This window comes from Marinococcus salis (genome assembly GCF_054971365.1).
On the sequence record NZ_JBQOJB010000002.1, the window covers coordinates 68,670 to 88,717 of the forward strand.

The 20,048-nt window shown below is 47.9% G+C and carries 13 protein-coding genes; 7 read left to right on the forward strand and 6 right to left on the reverse strand.

Going from position 1 to position 20,048, the window contains the following annotated elements:
* Positions 1 to 139 precede the first annotated feature (139 nt).
* From addB to ACTTK6_RS02170, 4 genes are read left to right on the forward strand one after another with little or no spacing between them, the layout of a single operon-like run.
* Positions 140 to 3,637 carry a helicase-exonuclease AddAB subunit AddB gene (addB, locus tag ACTTK6_RS02155; protein WP_462832508.1) on the forward strand — a complete coding sequence of 1,166 codons (3,498 nt, stop codon included), beginning with the start codon at positions 140 to 142 and terminating at the stop codon, positions 3,635 to 3,637.
* On the forward strand, positions 3,615 to 7,244 hold the full coding sequence (addA, locus tag ACTTK6_RS02160) for a helicase-exonuclease AddAB subunit AddA (RefSeq protein WP_462832509.1): 3,630 nt from the start codon (positions 3,615 to 3,617) through the stop codon (positions 7,242 to 7,244). The genes addB and addA overlap by 23 nt, the downstream gene beginning before the upstream one ends.
* A 25-nt stretch (positions 7,245 to 7,269) precedes the next feature.
* Positions 7,270 to 8,427: an exonuclease subunit SbcD gene (gene sbcD / locus ACTTK6_RS02165; protein ID WP_094908055.1), complete on the forward strand. Its 1,158-nt coding sequence runs from the start codon at positions 7,270 to 7,272 to the stop codon at positions 8,425 to 8,427.
* A gap of 1 nt (position 8,428) precedes the next feature.
* Positions 8,429 to 11,725: an AAA family ATPase gene (locus tag ACTTK6_RS02170; protein ID WP_462832510.1), complete on the forward strand. Its 3,297-nt coding sequence runs from the start codon at positions 8,429 to 8,431 to the stop codon at positions 11,723 to 11,725.
* A gap of 139 nt (positions 11,726 to 11,864) precedes the next feature.
* On the opposite strand, the gene ACTTK6_RS02175 is transcribed toward ACTTK6_RS02170, so the two are convergent.
* The 6 genes from ACTTK6_RS02175 to ACTTK6_RS02200 form a co-directional block, all read right to left on the reverse strand.
* Positions 11,865 to 13,070, reverse strand: a complete 1,206-nt coding sequence (locus ACTTK6_RS02175) for a CapA family protein (protein ID WP_079476508.1) — start codon at positions 13,068 to 13,070, stop codon at positions 11,865 to 11,867.
* A 12-nt stretch (positions 13,071 to 13,082) separates the two neighbouring features.
* On the reverse strand, positions 13,083 to 13,532 hold the full coding sequence (pgsC, locus tag ACTTK6_RS02180) for a poly-gamma-glutamate biosynthesis protein PgsC (RefSeq protein ID WP_022792185.1): 450 nt from the start codon (positions 13,530 to 13,532) through the stop codon (positions 13,083 to 13,085).
* A 2-nt stretch (positions 13,533 to 13,534) separates the two neighbouring features.
* Positions 13,535 to 14,734: a poly-gamma-glutamate synthase PgsB gene (gene pgsB / locus ACTTK6_RS02185; RefSeq protein ID WP_079476507.1), complete on the reverse strand. Its 1,200-nt coding sequence runs from the start codon at positions 14,732 to 14,734 to the stop codon at positions 13,535 to 13,537.
* A 183-nt stretch (positions 14,735 to 14,917) separates the two neighbouring features.
* Positions 14,918 to 15,088: a hypothetical protein gene (locus ACTTK6_RS02190; RefSeq protein WP_158219079.1), complete on the reverse strand. Its 171-nt coding sequence runs from the start codon at positions 15,086 to 15,088 to the stop codon at positions 14,918 to 14,920.
* Between the two features lie 13 nt (positions 15,089 to 15,101).
* Positions 15,102 to 16,850 carry a gamma-glutamyltransferase family protein gene (locus ACTTK6_RS02195; RefSeq protein WP_462832511.1) on the reverse strand — a complete coding sequence of 583 codons (1,749 nt, stop codon included), beginning with the start codon at positions 16,848 to 16,850 and terminating at the stop codon, positions 15,102 to 15,104.
* Between the two features lie 146 nt (positions 16,851 to 16,996).
* Complete coding sequence (locus tag ACTTK6_RS02200; protein WP_462832681.1) at positions 16,997 to 17,320, reverse strand: CHY zinc finger protein; 324 nt, start codon at positions 17,318 to 17,320, stop codon at positions 16,997 to 16,999.
* A gap of 280 nt (positions 17,321 to 17,600) precedes the next feature.
* Between ACTTK6_RS02200 and ACTTK6_RS02205 the strand changes: the two genes are divergently transcribed.
* The 3 genes from ACTTK6_RS02205 (at position 17,601) to ACTTK6_RS02215 (ending at position 19,821) form a co-directional block, all read left to right on the forward strand.
* On the forward strand, positions 17,601 to 18,035 hold the full coding sequence (locus tag ACTTK6_RS02205) for a hypothetical protein (protein WP_079476505.1): 435 nt from the start codon (positions 17,601 to 17,603) through the stop codon (positions 18,033 to 18,035).
* A 134-nt stretch (positions 18,036 to 18,169) separates the two neighbouring features.
* Entirely contained in the window at positions 18,170 to 19,222 is a 1,053-nt protein-coding gene (locus ACTTK6_RS02210) for a C45 family autoproteolytic acyltransferase/hydolase (protein ID WP_462832512.1), read from the forward strand.
* A 110-nt stretch (positions 19,223 to 19,332) separates the two neighbouring features.
* Positions 19,333 to 19,821 carry a hypothetical protein gene (locus ACTTK6_RS02215; protein WP_022792179.1) on the forward strand — a complete coding sequence of 163 codons (489 nt, stop codon included), beginning with the start codon at positions 19,333 to 19,335 and terminating at the stop codon, positions 19,819 to 19,821.
* The last annotated feature ends 227 nt before the right edge of the window (positions 19,822 to 20,048 follow it).

A 20,048-nucleotide genomic window follows, 5' to 3' on the forward strand; every position in this document is an offset into this window, starting at 1 on the left:
CAAAAAACGCCCTGCAGCCAGGGCGTTTTTATTAATCATTTTTTTAATTTCACATACCAAGTTAAACAAAAAAATAAAAATCTGATATAATAAAACCAAACATATGATCCGGTTTTTAATCCGGTAGAGGAGAATGTTCATGAGCCTACAATTTTACCTTGGGCGTTCCGGAACGGGGAAGTCCACCGCCATATATCATGAAATTAACGAAATGATTACCAGTGACCCCAACGGGCCGCCGGTAATCGTTATTACCCCTGACCAAATGACATTTCAAGTGGAACAGCAGCTAGTCCACTTGTCGGAAAAAGGAATGACGCGAGCCCAGGTCTACAGTTTTCCCAGGCTGGCATGGAAAATTTTTCAGGAAACAGGCGGAGCAGCAAAAACAGCTCTCCAGAAAACAGGCAAGCAGATGCTGATTCGAAAGGTTATCAGTGAGCAGCGTAAGCATTTTCGACTGTACGAAACCTCAAGTTATACGGACGGGTTCATTGACCAGGTGGATGACGTGATCACGGAATGGAAAACCCATAACGTGTCGAAAGCGGCTATGCACGGTATGGTGGAAGAATTGGAAAATAGCGGGGCAACCGGGGCTGATCGTATTTTAACAGCAAAGCTTCAGGATCTTCTGTTGATTTGGGAGGAGATGGATAAAGTCATCGGCGACCGGTACATTGGCAGCGAAGAGCAGCTGTTCTGGCTGACCGAAAAGGTGTCTGCATCTGAGTATATCGCAGATGCCGTCATATATATTGACGGCTTTCACCGGTTCACGCCGCAGGAACTGGCAGTGGTCGAGCAGCTGCTCCAGTATTCACAAGGCGTCCGGGTGGCGTTGACGCTCGATGATTTGACAAATAAGGAAGAGGCTCCTCCCGCCCCGGATATGTTCAGGCAGACAGCAAAAACGTATTATCAGCTAAGCGCCCTGGCAGAAGAACATGCAGTGCCGGTGAACAAGCCATACTGGTTCAACGACAGCGCATCAACTAAAAACGAAGCACTACAGCATTTAGAAAGATTTATGGAAAACCGTTCTTATAAAACACTTAGTGCTGGCGAAGCTATTACAGTTAAAAATGCGGTCAACCGCCGGACCGAAGTAGAAGAATGTGCCCGGGATATCGCAGCGCTCGTCCGGGACGACGGCTACAGGTATGAAGACATTGCAGTGGTCGCCAGAAATCCCAGGGATTACAATCACATCATTGAAACTGTATTTCATGATTATCGTATTCCTGTGTTCGTGGATGAAACACGGCCCGTATTAAACCACCCGGTGGTAGAATTTATTCGTTCGGCGCTTGAAACAATTGCAGAACGCTGGAGATATGAGTCGGTGTTTCGCACATTTAAAACAGATATGCTCTTTGACGTGCAGGAGTCCTGGGCAGAAGCGAGAAAACAGGTAGACTTTCTGGAAAACTATGTGCTCGCACGAAATATCAAAGAAAAAGACTGGAAAAGCGAAGAACGGTGGGTGTACCGGTACCATGCCACAAATGTGGAGGACGAGTGGGAGCATAAAGACAACTACGAAATCGAGCAGGATATTCATCACACGCGGATGCGGTTAAGCGCTCCGTTGTTCTCGTTGCAGGCCCGCTTGAAACAAGCGGACACCGTACGAGGGAAAGCGGGGGCGCTATTTACATTTTTGGAGGAGCTGCGGATTCCGGAAAAGCTTGAAACGATGCGTGATGACTGCCTCCGGCATAATCGCCTGGAAATGGCGAGAGAGCACGAACAGATCTGGGACATGATGGTGGAACTGCTTGAGCAGATGGTAGAAGTTGCTGGTAATGACAAAGCAGGGATGCAGACGTTTCAACAGATGATGGAAGCGGGCCTTACAAAAGCTACATTTTCGATTGTTCCGCCTTCCCTCGATCAGGTAACGGCAGCTGATATGGAACGTTCACGCCTGCTCGGTATTAAAGTGGTATACTTGCTTGGCGTGAATGAAGGCATACTTCCGGCCGCACTCGAAGAGAGCAGCATGCTGCAGGAGGCAGACCGTGCCTGGCTGGAGCAGCGCGGAATCGAGCTTGAAGAAAGCGGTGAGGCAAAGCTCTTGAATGAAAATTTTCTCATTTACCGTACGATGAGCATGCCATCGGACAAGCTGATTGTCAGCTATCCGATGGCAGATGAAGAAGGGAAGCGGCTGCAGCCTTCGATCGTGATCCAGCAGCTGCTGGATATGTTCCCGGACCAGGCGCCAATCCTGGTTCAAAATGAACCAAGCGTTTACCCGAAAGACCAGCAGCTGCATTTTGTGAATGCTTCCATGAAAACAATGAGTTTTTTAATTGGGGAACTCGAACGCTGTAAACAGGGCGAGGAAGTGGCAGGCCTCTGGTGGAGCGTCTATAATGTTTTTGTTAAACACAACCGTCTTGAAAAACTGACTAAGAGCCTGTTTTACCGCAATGAAGCCGTGGACCTTTCCAGGGAAACGACCCGGGAATTGTACGGCCGAAAAATGAAAACAAGCGTGTCGCGAATGGAACAGTATGAAGCCTGTGCTTTCCGGCAGTTTGCTTCATACGGATTAAAACTCAAGGAAAGACAGTTGTACAAGCTTGAAGCACCGGATATCGGGCAGCTGTTCCATGCGGCTTTAAAAGACGTGACAAAAGCAGTGTACCGGGACGGCCGGACATGGGAGGAGCTTTCCGAGCAAAATGCCCGTGACTATGCAGAAGAAGCTGTGCATGAATTGGCTCCGGCGATTCAGCGGCAGATTCTTTTAAGCAATTCCAGACACCAGTATTTACTGAAAAAGCTTGAAGAGACCGTGCAGCGGGCTTCGATGGTTTTGAGCCAGCAGGCCAAATCAAGCCGTTTTTCTCCTATTGGGCTTGAAGTAGGCTTTGGACCGAGCGAAGAAATTCCGCCGCTTCTATTTGAACTGGCTGATGGCACACAGATGGAAGTGGCAGGGAGAATTGACCGCGTTGATCAGGCTGTATCGGACAGTGGAGTGCTGCTGCGGGTGATTGATTACAAATCCAGTGAAAAAGATCTGCGTCCGGAAGAAGTATTTTTCGGGCTGGCGCTGCAGATGCTTGTATATTTGGACGTGGTGCTGTCGTTTTCGGAAGAGTGGCTCGGAACGAAAGCAGACCCTGCGGGGGTGCTATATTTTAACGTCCATAACCCGATTATTCAGGCGGGAAGATCCTGGTCACCGGAAGATATTGAACAGGAAATGATGAAGCAGTTCCGGATGAAAGGGATTCTTCCTGATGATCCCGGCATTGCTAAAATGATGGATGAGCGGCTTGAAGCGGGAACCGATTCATTTATCGTTCCAGCACGTCTGACTAAAGGCGGAGAATTTAATAAACAATCGCCAGTAGTTTCAAAAGAGCAATTTGAACGCCTTCGCGGGCATATCCGCGAAAAAATCCGTGCTATCGGCGAACAACTGAGCTCCGGCGATACGAGTATTAAACCTTTTCAAATGAAGCAAAAAAAAGCATGTGACTACTGTGAATTTCATTCTGTATGCCAGTTTGACCGCGGGTTCCCGGGCAACGAGTTCCGGAGCTTTCGAAGCGGTGGCATGAAATGGGAGACGCTGTTCCAGGAGGAGGAAAACGATGAGTCTGAGGACCATTCCTGAAAAACCGACAGATGCCCGTTGGACGGACAGCCAGTGGGAAGCAATTCAGGCAGAAGGAGCAAATATTTTAGTTTCGGCTGCAGCGGGGAGCGGGAAAACCGCTGTGCTGGTTGAACGGGTGATTCGAAAAATTACACAGGCAGAAAACCCGGTAGACGTAGACCGTCTGTTGATCGTAACATTCACTAATGCAGCCGCTGCAGAAATGAAGACAAGAGTAGGCAAAGCGCTCGAGGAACAATTGAAAGCAGAGCCTGCCAATCTGCATATCCGCAGGCAGCTGGCGCTTTTGAACCGGGCGTCCATCTCCACCCTGCACTCGTTCTGTATGAACGTCATCCGCACGTATTATTATCTGGTGGATGTGGATCCCCAATTTCGGATTATGGACCAGAATGAGGGGGCGATGATTCAGGAGGAACTGCTTGAGGAACTGCTTGAGGAAAATTATGCCGGCGAGGATAACGATGATTTTGTCCTGCTTGCTGACCGGCTGAATAAAGATCGGAGCGACGACTCGCTGCGCGAAGCAGTGCTCCGGCTGTTCCAGTATTCCCGGGCTCATGCAGACCCGTCGGGATGGCTTCGGGAAGTGGCCGATCAATACCGGACAGACGGAAGCAGGTCGGTTGAAAAACTGCCATGGGGCCATGAAATGATACAGCAGGCAAAGACCTCGCTGGCCGGGGCGGCCCGCAAATACGAAAATGCAATTGCAGCTGCAGAGCAGCCGGACGGGCCAAAAGCAAACCTCGCTCTCCTGCAGAATGAGCTTGAAACGTGCCGGAAGGCTCTTGAAGCCCAGACGTGGAAGGATCTGCAGCAGACGCTGGCTGCATTCACCTTTAAACGCCTGGCGGGAAAAAAGGAAGAAGAGGTGGCTCCTGAACGAAGGGAACAGGTAAAAAACGGCCGGGACGGAGCCAAAAAAGTGATTCAAAAACTGCAGGAGGAAATGGTAGCCGAAAACCCGGAAGACGCGTTGAGTGATATTGCTTCTCTCCATCCCTCGGTCCGGGAGCTGTGCCGGCTGGTGCAGGTGTTTAGTGAAAGGTACTACCAGATAAAAAAGGAACGGGCGATGATGGACTTTTCCGATCTGGAACATACATGCCTGCAGATTCTGGCTTTTGAAGAAGCTTCGGAGCATTATCGCAGTTTTTTCCAGGAAGTACTCGTGGACGAGTACCAGGATACAAACTTCGTGCAGGAAAGCATCGTCAATCAGCTTGCTTCTGGTAATAATTTGTTTATGGTCGGGGATGTTAAGCAGAGCATTTACCGTTTCCGGCTGGCAGAGCCGGACCTGTTTTTAGAAAAATACCAGCGGTACGGAGAAAGCGATGACGGTGAACGGATCATGCTTGATAAAAACTTCCGCAGCCGCCGCCAGGTGCTTGATGCTGTCAATTACTTATTCCGCCAACTGATGGATAACGATCTCGGCGGGATTGCCTACGACGGACAGGCAGAATTAAAATGGGGCAACGATCAGTACCCGGACATAGGAAATATTGAAACTGAGGTAGCTGTTATAGATCAGGAAAATGTCGCAGACCAGGGTCCGCAGGCGGCAGAGCTGACTAATGCCCGGGCAGAGGCCAGGTGGATTGCCCAGGCGATCAGTCTTTCAATGCAGAATGGCTGGGTGACGGACCAGGAAACAGGGGAAAAACGCCGGCCGGTGTACCGGGACCACGTGATCTTAATGCGGTCGATGCCCTGGGTAAACGAAATGATGGAAGAGATGCAGGCGTATGGCATCCCTGTGTACGCGGAAGTGTCCGGAGGATATTTTCAGGCAGTTGAAATTCAAATTATGATTTCCCTGCTTCAGATTATTGATAACCCACTGCAGGATATTCCGCTCGCCGCTGTGCTCCGGTCGCCGATCATCGGCTGGGATGAAGAAATGCTAGCCCAGGTACGACTTGAGGACAAAAGTGCTTCTTTTTATCAGTGTGTAGAGCTGGCAGCTGCTGGTTCCTCCAGCATGCAGGCCCGGGCCCAGGCTTTTTTGGAGCAGCTTGAAGGCTGGCGCAGCCGCTCCAAATACGAACCACTGTCAGAATTCATTTGGGCACTGCTCGAAGAAACCGGCTATTTGGATTTCTGCTCCGGTCTGCATGGAGGTAAGCAGCGACGGGCAAATCTGCTTGCCCTGTATGATCGTGCCCGGGTGTATGAATCGACATCTTTTCGTGGTGTCTTCCGCTTCCTCCGCTTTATTGAAGGCATGAAGAACCGAAAAGAAGACCTGGGCACAGCGCGAGCGCTTGGGGAACAGGAAGATGTCGTACGATTTATGAGCATCCACAAAAGCAAAGGCCTGGAGTTTCCCATTGTTTATGCTGCCGGTCTGCAAAAAAGCTTTAACGTGCAGGATCAACGGCAGCCGCTGCTCTTTCATAAAGAGCTTGGCATCGGTATGAAATACGTAGATCCAACACAACGCATCAGTTGGCCGACTCTTCCGCATGCGGCGATTAAGCACCGAATGAAAACAGAAAGCCTTGCCGAAGAACTGCGTGTGCTCTATGTAGCGTTCACAAGAGCGGAAGAAAAATTAGTCCTCGTAAGCTCGATGCAGCGAGTGGAGAAGAAATTCGAAGAATGGGAGCAGAAAAGCGCCCAGGCGGGGAACACTCTTGAACTGCATGACCGTCTGGAGGCACAGCATGCATTTGACTGGCTGATGCCTGTGCTGTTGCAGCACGCCGATGTAGACCCATTAGAGCAGCAGACAAGCAGAAACCTGAGGGATAATTCCACCTGGAGGGTCCATATTGTGCCGGCATCCACCCTGCAGATTGGTTCAGTGCAGGAAGATACGGAGACAGCCGGCTGGCTTCAGGCGGTTAAGGATAAAGAAGAGGTACCTGCAGGCGAGGAGTGGAGCAAAGAAGTCCGGCGCCGTATGTATTGGCGTTATAAATATGAGGCAGACACGAGGCACGCAGCCAAAATTTCAGTAAGCGAATGGAAGCGGCGCTCGGAGGATCCTCAGGCGGAGCAGCGACACGCGACTACGTTCACATCAACTTATGCAAGAAGACCATCATTTATGATGGAAGAAGCGGTGAGTCCGGCAGAAAAAGGAACCGTTCTTCATATTGTTATGGAACAGCTGGCTTTTACTGGAGCCCCTGATGAAGAACGGGTTCAGCGGCTGCTGCGGAGGCTGGTGGATGAAGAATATATAACGTCTGCGCAGGCAGAAAGCGTTGATACTGCTGCGGTCATCGCCTTTTTTGACACTGATTTGGGCCGGCGTGTCCTGGCGGCAGAAAAAGTGCAGAAAGAAGTTCCTATTACAGCTGGAGTAACCGAGGCAGGGCTTGAAAACCGGCAGCTTCTCCAGGGAGTGGCAGACCTCGTGATCCAGGAAGCGGATGGCCGTTGGGTACTTATTGATTATAAAACGGACCGGGTACAATCCCGATTTCCAGGAAACCCGCTGCAGCAGCAGGAATTTTTGCGGGAACGCTACCAGACTCAGCTTGATTTATACCGCTCGTCGCTGGAGAGCATATGGAAGACGGCTATATCAGAAGCTTATATTTTCGCCTTCGACGGCATGCAGGCCATTTCCATGAACGGCCAATGAAAGAAAGGAAAGGAGGCAGGAGTTTATGCGCTTACTGCACACCGCCGACTGGCATTTAGGACGGACGCTAGAGGGGCGTTCGAGACTTGAAGAACAGCAGCGTATCCTTGAGGAAATGATTCAGATTATTGAAGAAGAAAAGATCGATGCGGTCCTGATGGCAGGGGACGTGTTTGACTCTGTCAACCCGCCTGCCGCTGCAGAAGAAATGTTTTATGAAGCGATGGCCAGAATGAGTGATAACGGACGGGTGCCGGTTATAGTCATTGCCGGCAATCATGATCATCCGGAACGCTTGGCAGCGTCACGGACACTGCTTCGGAAACACGGTATTCATTTGCGTGGTTATCCTGGTATCGAACCGGTGGTAGTCCCGCTCTCAGAAGAACGGCTGTACGTGCAGACGCTTCCATACCCGTCGGAATCAAGATTGAAGCAGGCATTTATGGAGGAAGCAACAGAAATAGATCTACGGGACGCCTACAATCAAAAAGTCCGGGAAATTTTTCAGCGGCTTGCATCCTCCCGGCGTCCGGAGGATATTCTTATAGGCATGAGCCACCTATTTATTGCCGGCAGCGACTCTACTGATTCAGAGCGTCCGATCGAAGTAGGGGGAGCTTACACTGTCACTGCTGACAGCCTTCCCGAGCACGCAGTCTATACGGCTCTTGGCCACATGCACCGGCCTCAGGATGTTAGGGGAGCAGCAGGGCCGGCAAGGTACTCAGGCTCCCCGCTTGCTTACAGCTTTTCCGAAGCAGGCCAGCAGAAGTCGGTAACAATTATAGATACAAATGATAGCCAAAGTGAAGCGCAGATTTCTACTATTCCTTTAACAGCAGGCAAACCGCTCAGTATATGGAAGGCAAAGAACGGGCTCGCGGAGCTGCAGCAGTGGGTGGAGGAACAGCGGGACTGGAACGCCTGGGTGGAGGTGGATGTATATGTGGAAAATCAGCTCTCCATTGAAGATATCCATGCCCTGAGAACGAAGCATACTGGACTGCTGACGATCCGCCCGGTCTATTCCCGCCAGGAGCTTGAACCGGTGGAAAGCAAAAAACATATCCCCATCGATCAGCTGTTTGAACGCTTTTATGAAAAACAGTCCGGTGGGGCGGTGCCTGACCCGTCAGTGACAAATCTTTTTTTAGAACTTATTCAGCAAGAGGACGGATAAAATGAAACCATTACAACTGCAGATTCAAGGCTTGCATAGTTTTCGCCAAAAACAGACCGTAGATTTTAAAACGCTTTGCGAAAATGGAGTGTTCGGCATCTTTGGGCCGACTGGCAGCGGAAAATCATCACTGTTGGACGCAATGACGCTAGCGTTATATGGAAATGTCGAGCGGGCTTCGAAAACCGAAGGGATCATGAACCAGTCGGAGAACGAACTGCGGGTTTCCTTTATGTTCTCGCTTGGGCCGTCAGTGTATCATATCGAGCGCCATTATAAACGTACCGGGGAAGCGACAATGGCTGGAAAGCTGTGCCGATTAACCGATCAAACAGAGGAGCCGGTAGTGCTCGCGGAAAAAACAAAAGCGGTCAATCAAAAAATTGAAGAGCTTCTCGGGCTGACCCTCGATGATTTCACGCGTGCTGTGGTGCTCCCCCAGGGGAAATTTGCTGAATTTCTTCATTTAGGGGGCAGCGATCGCAGCAAAATGCTTGAACGGCTGTTTCATCTGGAGAAATACGGCAATCAGCTGATCGCTTCTGTGAAATCCCGGAAAACAACTGCCGAGCAGGGCGTACATAATATTGAAGCAGAACAGCAGGGACTCGGACCTGCTTCGAATGAAGATTTAAAGAAAGCTCAAGAAGAACACGCCCGCTGGACGAAGCTTGTCGAACAGCAGCAAAAGCAGGTGGAAAAGTATAGGAAACGGTACGAAGAAGTTAAACAGAAGTATCAGTGGACAGAAGAGCTTGAACACCTGAAGTCATCCATACAAGAATGGGAAGCGTCGAGGCCGGAGATAGAAAAAAAGCGGCTCACGTTAAAAGAAAATGAAATGTATGAAGCGCTTTATCCGTATGCTGACCGGCTTCAAAAAGCGGCACAGGAGCACAGGGAGCAGGAGCAGGACTTAAAAGAAAAACAAAAAGCACACGAAAAGGCGAAAAACAAAAAGCAGGAAGCAGAAGGTAATGCTGCTGAAAATAAAAAACGATGGGAGGAGGAAGAACGGCTGGTGCGGGAGTGGCAGCGCCGCTACGAACAAATTGAGACGCTGGAAGAGGAATATCAGCGCCTTAGTGAACTTGAAAAGGAAAAGCTTTTGGAGATGGAAAAGCAGCGCCGGCTGTATGAGGAAGCTTCCGGTCAGGTTATTCATTTGCAAAAGGAAGAACAAAAAGCACAGAAGCTGCTCGAAAAGCTTAAGCAGGACTTTGCCGCATCTGAAAAAAAAGAAGAGCATCTTCCAGATATGGATGAAGCCTCGTCACAAAAGCAGTGGCTTGATGCTCTTAATCAGCAGCTGAGTGAACAGATGACGCAGGACACAGCCGCTAAAGAAAAACTGAATGATGTTGCCAAAGAAACAAGGAATGCAGATAAAGAAGAGGAAACGCTTCAGACACGTTCTAGAGAATTAGCGCAGAATATCTATTACTGGTATGACCGGGCAGCCACGCACATTCGTGGCGTTGAGCAGGAATTAAAATATGTCGAAAAAAAGCAGCGAGCCGAACAAAAACGGCAGCTCCGAATCCTGGCAGAAGAGCTCCAACAGGGGGAAGCATGTCCGCTATGCGGCTCCACAGAGCATCCATCGCCGGCTGCAGATCCGCATGAAGAAGTGGAAGAGCACGTACAGGAAGAAATGGAAGCACTCCGCCAATGGAAAACAGCGTGGGAAAATACAAAAGTTAGTTTGCAGCATGTGGTTTCCACACTTTCCTCCGGGAAAGAACAAATAGAAGAAACCTCCCCGGAAGAAATAGAGGAAGGTATTGTGTTTACCCGGTGGGAAGCGGAATTAGCCACGATAGACCGGTTAAAAGAGCAAACCCAGGAATTGAATCGCTCCTGGGAGGAGTGGAGACGTCGGAAAGACCGTCTTGCCATGAAAATCGACCAGCAAAAAGCACATGCCGAGGAGCAGAAAAGAAAGCTCGAGCGTCTGCAGAACCAATGGCAGAAACAAAAGCACCAGTGGGAACAATCCTTCGCTCCCCTTCGCCTGGATCAATTTGAGGAAGAGTATAAACAGGCAAAAGAGCGAAAAGAAATAATAAAAAGTATCCAACAGCGTATTGAAAAGGGCCAGAATTATCTTGAAAAAAAACGTGCTGATCTCGCTGCCCGTGAGCGTCAATTCTACGAGGTAAAAAGTGTGGAAGCGGTAGCAGTATCCGAGTGGAAGCAGGCTGCAAAAACCAGAGAAGAAGCAGAAAGCAAGTTAAATGTGCAGCTCGAAGGACGCACCAGGCAAGAGTGGAAAGAAGCAGTCGACGAGCGGGCAAAGAAGCTTGAAACAGAAAAGGAAGCCCTGCAGAGGCAGGAGCGGGAAGCTGAAAAGGAGTTGGAACGCACTCGCACTTCGAGTAGAGAAAGTGAAGAATCCCTGCAAAAATGCGCAGCCAAATGGAAAGAGGCAGAAACCGAATGGCTTCGTCAAAAACAGCAGAAAGACTCAACCGCCGGCCCGGAAGAAGTGCTTGCCTATTCGCTCTCGGAAAAGCAGAAAACGAATCTTCAGCAGCAGGTGGAGGAATTTGATACCAAACAGAAAGAACTGCAGTATGAACATAGCCGGCTGCAGGGAAAGCTTCAAAATGAACGGGTAACTGAAGACGTATTTAACGAGGGGGAGAAGCAATACAAAGAAGCAGCAAAGGAATGGGACCGGTACAAAGAAACACTCGGAGGCATTAAAGAAAAGCTTGAAGATATTAAACGAAAGGTAGAACGTTATCAGGAACTCGAGCAGAACCGGATCGAAATGCAGGCAGAAAAAGAACGGCTCACAGAGCTTGACCAGATCATGAAAGGAAGAAAATTCGTCGAGTTTCTTGCTGAAGAGCAGCTGGTGCAGGTGACAAGAGAAGCTTCGCAGCGGCTGCATGCATTAACGAGAGGACGCTATGCCATTGAAGTAAACGAACAGAATGCTTTTGTTATTCGGGACGATGCCAATGGAGGGGTCTACCGCCCTGTTTCCACGCTATCCGGAGGCGAAACGTTTCTGACTTCTCTCGCACTGGCTCTCTCCCTCTCCACGTCTATACAGCTGAAGGGTCAGCATCCATTAGAGTTTTTCTTTTTGGACGAAGGCTTTGGGACGCTGGACCAGGACTTGCTCGAGACGGTAATGGAAGCCCTTGAGAATCTGCACGGGGAGTATTTAGCAGTAGGGGTGATCAGCCATGTTCCGGATATGCAGCAGCGTGTGCCGAAACGACTGGTGGTGACTCCGGCAAGTCCGGGTGGTAGCGGTTCTACTATAGAAATGGAGACAGTGTAAGTCCCTGAGGATTCAGGGGCTTTCTAAAGCAAAAGGTAAAATTTCATTTACCGTATTGTAATTACAAATAGTTTTACATAAAAAAATTAAACAAAAAAATACCTGCCAGATGAAACCGGCAGGTAGAAAATGAATATTTTTATTGGTTTTGAGTAGTGTTCTGGTTGTTATTTTGGTTGCTGTTTTGTTCCATGCTATCAATAACATTAGAATGATCTGCTTCAAACACGAGATGCTCACCGTTTTCTATGATAGCATCCTTATTTTGGGTGTCCTTCGTCAGTTGACGGAAAATCCGTTCACGGTGAAACGCGCTTTCGACCGGACGCGGAGTAGCTTCAAACACCCGGAATGGCTGCATTTCCAAATGGGCAGTGCCGTCTTCGCCAAGTGAGTAATTGGCAATGACGCTGTCTCTCGTCCTTGTCCAACCCTGGTCAAATACAAAATTACCGATGGAATGCATGATGAACGTATTATTGTACACTTCTACCGATTGAAGCACGTGAGGATGCGCGCCAATGATGACATCAGCGCCGGCATCTGCGATGGCTTGAGTCATCTGCCGTTGACGCGTGGTAGGTGTGCTGTCGTACTCCTGGCCAAAGTGGATGTTCACGATGACCAGGTCCGCATTCGCATCTGCCCGCTGAACGGCGTCAATGTAAGCACTCGGGTCCTGGCTTGTTAAAATACCAGGGGAGTTTGGTCCAGCCTGTTCCATATTCGCATACGTAATGTCATTCACGCCTAATGTGGCTACGTCCATGCCATTGTGTGTACTTAACGTATAGTTATGGGCTTCATTTGCATTCGCCCCAGCGCCGACTACATCTATGCTGGAGTTTTGAAACGCCTGAAGGGTTTCATTCAATCCTGCATACTGGTAGTCCATCATATGGTTATTGGCCAAATTGACAGCATCAAAGCCTGCATCTTCAAGACCATCAATAGCTCCTGATTTTGAAGAAAGATTAATTATTTTGTCAGCTTCTTCTGTCTGGTCCGGGTTATCCACGATTGGGTTTTCAAAATTTCCAATTGTGTAATCGGCAGCTTCAAGCGTTGGTTTTGCATATTGGAATAGTGATTCGTAACCTTCCTGATTGGCAATTTCTTCTACATGGCGGCCGGTCATCATGTCGCCAACCATAGCAGATGTAAATATAGTGTTTTGTTCCTGCTGGTATTCACTTTCAGCAGCAGATGGCTCTACCACACGGATTAAAGTCATTGCCACAAGGCAGATAATAATGCCGAGAATGGCATGTTTGCCGGCTTTTCGGCGCTGGCGTTTGGTGTAGGCTAAATACTTTTCTTTGAAGTTTAATAATCGCTTGGCCATATGTAAGAACCCCTAAATTAAATAGTATAGCGTGATGATTACAAATGTTGCAGCGGTAAGAACCAGTGTACTTGCCACGGTAGGGACAACGCCCTGGCGCTGCATCGCGTTTGCAATCAATCCCGGAACGATAACCCCGAGACCACGAAACTCGTATATTTCAAAAGGCAGAATAGGGTAAAAGTAGTCAAAGATCAGCTTTAACACAATCCCTGTAGATAACATGGCTGCAAATTTCCGGCGTCCGTAAAGAATCATAATACGGGACAATCCGTGGGCGACAATTAAATACGTCAAGAAACTGATGAGAAAAATCGTTAACAGAAAGACAGGCTGATCAAAAACAATTGCCAAATAGCCGGGCGCAATTAGCCCGGCTGGCATAATTCCTGTCTTTTCTGCGTATATCAAACTGATAATAACTCCTACGACTAATGCGATATAAAGATCTGTACCAAACAATGTTACATGGCCTCCTCGCCGACTTTACTAATGAGTGTTTCCGGGGAATCATAAAGTTTTTCCATAAATTCTTCAGCAGCACCGTGAATGTTTCCAATTCCGAATATAAGCGAATGGGAAGCTTCCCGCTTCACCCGGGCCAAAATGGCATCTGCATCTTCGCCCTCCAGATTGATAACGGAATTAAATGGCAGGTCGCCCTGATCGAAAGCCTGGGTGATCGGACGTACGTTTCCGCCGATAAGAATTAATTTCTCTGCCGGTAAATAAGGCAGAACATACTTTGTAAATTCTTCGGTCCGGTCTACCCGGTCTTCACGACAGTTCATAATAATCACCGGGTTGTCAGTCATGTAGCTTGACGATCGTACGCGTGACCAAATCTCAAGCGTCGACCGGGCGTCATTCGCCGCAAACCCATTCACAAAGTGGGAACGCTCCCGGCTGCCGTCTTCAAGGGTAACAATCCGGAGAGCTCCAGGGTCCGGGTTGGCATTTAGCATACCGGAAAGAGCTGTACGCTTGTCGATGTCAACTGCCCGGGCGACGGCAAGTGCCGCTGCAATATTTTCCGGGAACAGCATGTAATCGAATTTGTCGATAAAGCCGTCCGGGATTTCTTCCGGATTGGCAAGGTATACTTCCGTATTTCTTTTTTCAGCAATTTCACTGAAGTAATGAAAATAAGGGCCGTTGGACAAAATAAGCTTGCCGTTATATGGAATCGTCGAGCTGAATGCTTCTGCTACGTATTTCAGGGTTGGCCCAAGTGTTTCCATATGGTCTTCAAATACGTTCAAAATGACGCTGACGTTTGCCTGGAGGTATTTCTCCTGCAGTACACGCTGGTAATCCGGATTGATAGCCATACACTCGCTGACAAATGCATTGGCTTCAAGGCTCGAAGCATGCTTCAATATTTCCTTTTGCTCACGGATATTCGGGCCTTCGAGTGAACGTTCGATCGGTTTTTCAGTCCGATCCCAGTAAATTCTGCGTGCCTGTGTGCCTGTCGTTTTTCCAACTACTTTGTAATCAGCTTCGCTCAGCATTCCCGTAATTAAACGGGTTACTGTTGATTTGCCGCGAACGCCGTTTACATTGATGCGAAGTGGTATCTGGTCAACTCTCTTCTGGTGTCTGCGAAGTTCAAAAATGCCCACTAACGCAATTGCTATACATGAACCGTACAATAATAACATCGACGCTTTACCTCCTCGGTGCTCTCTAATATTATCTCCCTTTGAATGTCAAATAACACCAACAATATTCCATACCCGCTTACGTCAGGAGTAATCGTCTCATTGCAAGCGTAGAGTGTCTCTTGTGTTAAGAGACACTCCCACAAACAATGCCAATACTAAGACGCTTATCTAAGAAAATAGTTACTGCGTATTTGTATTTTCTTGAGTTTCTGTTTCCGGCGGTGTATTGAGTGCGCTGTTGATTTCAACTTCTTCTGTGGTGGACAGCTCAGCATCCACTTTAAAGAAATACATAAACAGCACTAACGCAAACAAAAAGAGGTAAGGGCCGATTTTCTTTAAGATATTCACATTCACTTCTCCTTTATTGAGTCTGGGCGGAACCTCCGCGGCGCTGGTCAATAATTCCCTGCATTTCTTCGTCGTCGTAATCTTTAATTAATGAGGTGACGTTTCCGAAATAGGAAGGGCCTTTATCAGGGGCGATGAAGTAGCGGTCCCCGTATTTACTGTTGATTTCCTCAATAAGTTCTGCATTTTCCGGCTGGTCCCCGTTTTCAATAGCAAGTGTTGCCTGGCCTTCGACAACATCTACAAAGGAACGGTTAGCAGCGAAAGCTTCTTCATAGCTCTCATCTAGATATTCCATGCGGAAAATAACTTCTGCCATCGCAGTTGGAATGCGCGAGCCTCCTGGAGATCCGATGCCCATAACTGTTTCTTCTTCTGGATCTTGAATAATGGTAGGGGCAATGAAGCTTCTCGGACGCTTTCCAATTTCGATATTGTTTGGCGAAGACGGAGTCTCGTTATAGTTGTTCAACTGATTGTTTAAAAACATGCCCGCAGACGTCTGGCCGCTGCCAAAGAAGTTACCCAGCGTGTTTGTAAGAGCCACCGTGTTACCATCAGCATCCATTACATTTACATGGGTGGTGCTCGAGTGGGTAATCGTATTTTGGCCATCGGAAGAATTATACCCTGTCGCGTTTTCAAGCTCTTCTGTATCCAGACGCTCTTCACGGACGTTTTGTGCTAGATCATCGATGGTACCCTCACTCACATATTCCTCGGTGGTGATTTCGTTAAACTCCGGATCTCCCAAGTTTTCAAGGCGCTGGTAATAAGCTTCCCGGGTGATGGCGCTCATCATATGAATGTAGTCCGCTTCGTTTCCCTGAAGAGCTTCACCAATATTCAGGCGCTCGCCCATGCCGAGCATTTGAATCAGCGTTACCCCGGAAAGAGGAGAAGGAGCACTGTAGACGTTTTGACCTTCAAAAGTTCCCTGTGCCACCTCAGGGGTTTGCACATTGTATTGCTGCAGGCTCTCCGGGGTTATGTGTGAGTAATCGGTCGTCAGCTGCTGGGCAATAGCTCCATTTGCGCTATAAAAGCTCTCCGGCCCATTTTCCTGAATGGTACGAAGGGTTTGAGCGTATTCCTCCTGAACGAGAGTATCGCCTTCCTGCAGGAGATTGCCATTCTCATCGTAAAAGGCAGGAGAATTTTGCTGGTTTAATCTCGGTTGAGCGTAATACATGCGGCTGGCCAGATAACTATTAATTTCATACCCGTTTTCGGCGTAATCAATAGCCGGTTGCATTAACTCAGCAAGGGTGAACTGGCCACTTCCCTGTTCTTCGTGCAGGGCAGCCATGCCTTTTACGAAGCCAGGCACTGCTACATTTAAAGCACGATTAGTCGTAGAAGCTTCTTCACGGTAATCGTAAACTTCCGGGGAAGCGTTTGGCCCATTCATCACAAGAGCCGCACCGCCGCCTCCGATGCCGGATCCGTATGGTTCAGTTACCGTCAGGGCAAAGGAAGTAGCAACCGCAGCGTCTGCCGCATTTCCTCCCTGTTCAAGAATTTGCATGCCGGCTTCTGTCGCAAGCTCATTGTCTGTACTAACACCGTAGCCCTCGTAGTTAGAACCGGAAGCAATGTCGCTGGAAGCCCCGGAGCTTGAATTAGAGTCATTTTGAGCACTTTCTTCTTCAGAGCTGGAGCCGCTTTGGCTGCTTCCCCCAAAATTTGTTATTCCTACATAGACGAGTAGTCCTGCAACGACTACCGCAGCAAGTATGTACGTTAATTTTTGTGCATTCACGGGTCAAACTCCTTTCTGGGTGGTCTGATTAGTTTTTGAACGTCATTTGACACCGCCAATGCTTCACCTATTAACGACTTATCTATAATAAAGGCATTTATGTTGAAAAGAAAGGTCAGGAAGACCTAATGGTTTTCAAAAATTTCTCAGCCCTGTGACAGTGAAAAATAGAGAGAAGCATGGCGTTGGCATCCTGGGTTGAATGCCGCATGACAATTCGGGCATTGATGATCAGCATGAAGATAAGCAGTCACGCTCATGGTGTGCCGACACTTTCCACACAAAACTGCTTCTTCGGAAAATAGCGAAGAAGGCCAGGGTGCTATAGGATGGCTTTCACTCTCTTCATGACAGGCGTGGCAGCTGTACCAGCGACCACAGCAATAAAACTTCATGGCAACAATATCGACTGATGTATGATAATGGGCGCATCTTGTTTCTTCATCCAAAGAAACGCCTCGAACTTTCACCTCTGAACAGCTCAAAAACTCATCTCCTTATATTAACACTCTTAAACGTATTCTAACAGTAAAAGTACAATTTTTGCGAGATGTTTTAAAAGTATGAAAATAAGGTATAATGAAAAAGCATTCAGTGAATGTGACGATAAACATTGTTTGAATTTTCTTTCATTTTATCGACAACTGCTTTCAATTGTGATATATTTATTTACACACATGGACGAATGTATATCGTGGGGAGTGGTAAGTAAACCAAGCGGTAAAACGAGATTGTTAAGGAGGCTATAAAATGGAAGTACAGGAAAATCAACTGACATTCGTTCAGGAAAAGGCGAAAGAATTGTCAAATGCGATGGAATTAAGAGGGTGGGCCAGCACGAAACTTGTCCCAACTCCTCCGTACGGATATACGTTAGTAAGCATGACCGGCTGCCGGGCATGGTTCGGAAAACGCTGGGGCATGATTAATGATGACAGGGAAAATTTCCTCAAAGTGGTGCTTGATATTCCAAAAGGAAGAACTTCCATTGAAGAGGTGAGCGAACGCCTGGATCTCGATATTGTGCATGGAAACGAAGGAAAAACCGGAGTAGAAATGATTGATAACCGGGACCGCCATACCATTGTCATCTATCTATTCAAAGAAATGCTTGAACAGACTGCTTTTCGTGAGAGTGAAACACTCGAACTCATCAGCGATGTAAGACGCTGGTCCTGCTTATAAAAATGATAAATTTTAAACGTCCGTACTCCGGGCGTTTTTTTATGCTGCCAAGCATATGATTCGATAAAAGGAGTTATATTTTCTATACTTATAAAAGCAAACAGAAATGTTGGGCAAAGGAGTCCAAAAGAGCAATGAAAAATATTCATGTAGACGTAAAAGCTTACAAAGGAACCTATGCAGATATCGGCTACCAGCAGGGCCGTTACTTAAAACATACGCCGCTCGTACGTTACCATTACAGTGAACGTTTGAAGCGTTCGCTTGCAAAATTTGATGTTCCGGTAGAGGACGTCAAAAAACTTTATCAGCTTTACGTTCCTGGGCTGTGGGAAGAATTGAAAGGGCTGGCTGAAGGGCTTGAATGGACGTTTCAGGATGTGCTTCAGGAGTTCAGCGGCTATCAGGCGTCGAAAGTGCGATCGGGATGCAGCGGACTGATGGCAAACGGTATGTATATTCGAAATTATGATTACCTGCCGAGTACGTATGAAGGGCGGTTCTTATTCACAAAGCCAGCCGGCGGCCCCGGATCAGCAGGGTTTGCCCAGCGGATTATCGGCCGTTCGGATGCGATGAATGAATACGGGCTCTCTATTGGTTACCATTTTGTGCACCGTATTAAGCCAAAGCCAGGAATTGTCTGTTCGAATCTTCTTCGTATTGTGCTCGAGACTTGCCGCACTACAAGAGAGGCCGTCCGGCTGCTCCAGGAGCTTCCGCACCGGCATTCATTCAATTATTCCATGATGGATGCTTCGGGAGAAGGGGCAGTGGTGGAGGCCTCGCCCCGGGGCACTGCCGTGCGTCCAGCAGGAGAAGTAGCCTGTACCAATCATTTCAATGTACCGTCCATGCAGCAAGAAAACCGCCATTTAATGGGAAATTCACGGGAGCGTGAAGCCCGTATTCGTTCCATCGACTGGAACCGGGAGACAGTCTATAGTGCTTTTCGCCGTTTCAACCATGATACAGATATGATTTATTCGAATGACTATGAGCATTGGTCAGGCACCATTCATACAGCTCAGTATCTTCCCGCGGAAAAGAATATATATGTGGGTATTGGCGGGAACAGGTACCCGGCGCTCCTGCCGTTTGCTTCCTGGTTGAACGCAGAGCCGATGCGGATCACAAAAATTCGGGGAGCAGTGGATACGGAAATGCCTTTTTCCTTTGAGTGGTAAACAGAAGACGGCCAACCTGAAAAAAGTAAAGGAAAAGAGTAGGAAACACCGGAGGAAGATGTTATAATATTTTAAAATATGCCGAAAATAGTAGAAAGACGGGGTGCAGCATGAAAGCGTATCGTCGCAAATTCTTTTATCTGCCTTTACACCAGGAAAAGATGGAACCAATGAGTATGGATCGTGTCCGGCAGGCCGGCTTTGATATTGTTATTACACGGGACGATCTTCCGTACATGATCAGCTTCTGCCGGGAATGGCGCTCCTATTTTGAAGAAAAAGCAAAGAGTGTCCAATCCGTGTACCGTCCGTACGTGGAGGATGCAGCAGCTTTCTTTGATGACCAGGTAGAGCAAATGACACTGTGCACATCTCCGCACCATGGCACTGATAAATATATTTTACCGCTTACAGAGATGGTCAGTTCATTAATGCTTGCCTATGACGCCTTTGACCGTGTGATGGACGAATATCATCATATGCCTGCTCATTTTGAAACAGCGCTTAAGTATTACCGGCAGTTCAAAATGAAAGTAGATACGAACAAAGCCCAATTTATTTTAAACCACTTGCCGGATCTGCGCTTAAGCGTAGAGTAAACATTATACAGGCTGAAACCCCTGGCAAATGCCCCGGGGTTTTCTAATTTTCAACGCCTGTGAATTTCGTAACCGCTTTCTTGTTAAAAGCACAGGGGCCTGACTGATAATTGAGAAATTACACAATTTTTAAGCATAAGAGGAGATAGTTATTTACTTCATGCCCGCCTTTTGATACATTAACTTTGATCTATTCTTTGTGAATTAGATCAATCTTACATACATGG

Bases quoted from the DNA above. Each gene is read 5' to 3' on its own strand.
- addB (WP_462832508.1), top strand. From the start codon at position 140: ATGAGCCTACAATTTTACCTTGGGCGTTCCGGAACGGGGAAGTCCACC.
- sbcD (WP_094908055.1), top strand. From the start codon at position 7,270: ATGCGCTTACTGCACACCGCCGACTGGCATTTAGGACGGACGCTAGAG.
- addA (WP_462832509.1), top strand. From the start codon at position 3,615: ATGAGTCTGAGGACCATTCCTGAAAAACCGACAGATGCCCGTTGGACG.
- ACTTK6_RS02170 (WP_462832510.1), top strand. From the start codon at position 8,429: ATGAAACCATTACAACTGCAGATTCAAGGCTTGCATAGTTTTCGCCAA.
- ACTTK6_RS02175 (WP_079476508.1), bottom strand. From the start codon at position 13,070: ATGGCCAAGCGATTATTAAACTTCAAAGAAAAGTATTTAGCCTACACC.
- pgsB (WP_079476507.1), bottom strand. From the start codon at position 14,734: ATGTTATTATTGTACGGTTCATGTATAGCAATTGCGTTAGTGGGCATT.
- ACTTK6_RS02205 (WP_079476505.1), top strand. From the start codon at position 17,601: ATGGAAGTACAGGAAAATCAACTGACATTCGTTCAGGAAAAGGCGAAA.
- ACTTK6_RS02210 (WP_462832512.1), top strand. From the start codon at position 18,170: ATGAAAAATATTCATGTAGACGTAAAAGCTTACAAAGGAACCTATGCA.
- ACTTK6_RS02215 (WP_022792179.1), top strand. From the start codon at position 19,333: ATGAAAGCGTATCGTCGCAAATTCTTTTATCTGCCTTTACACCAGGAA.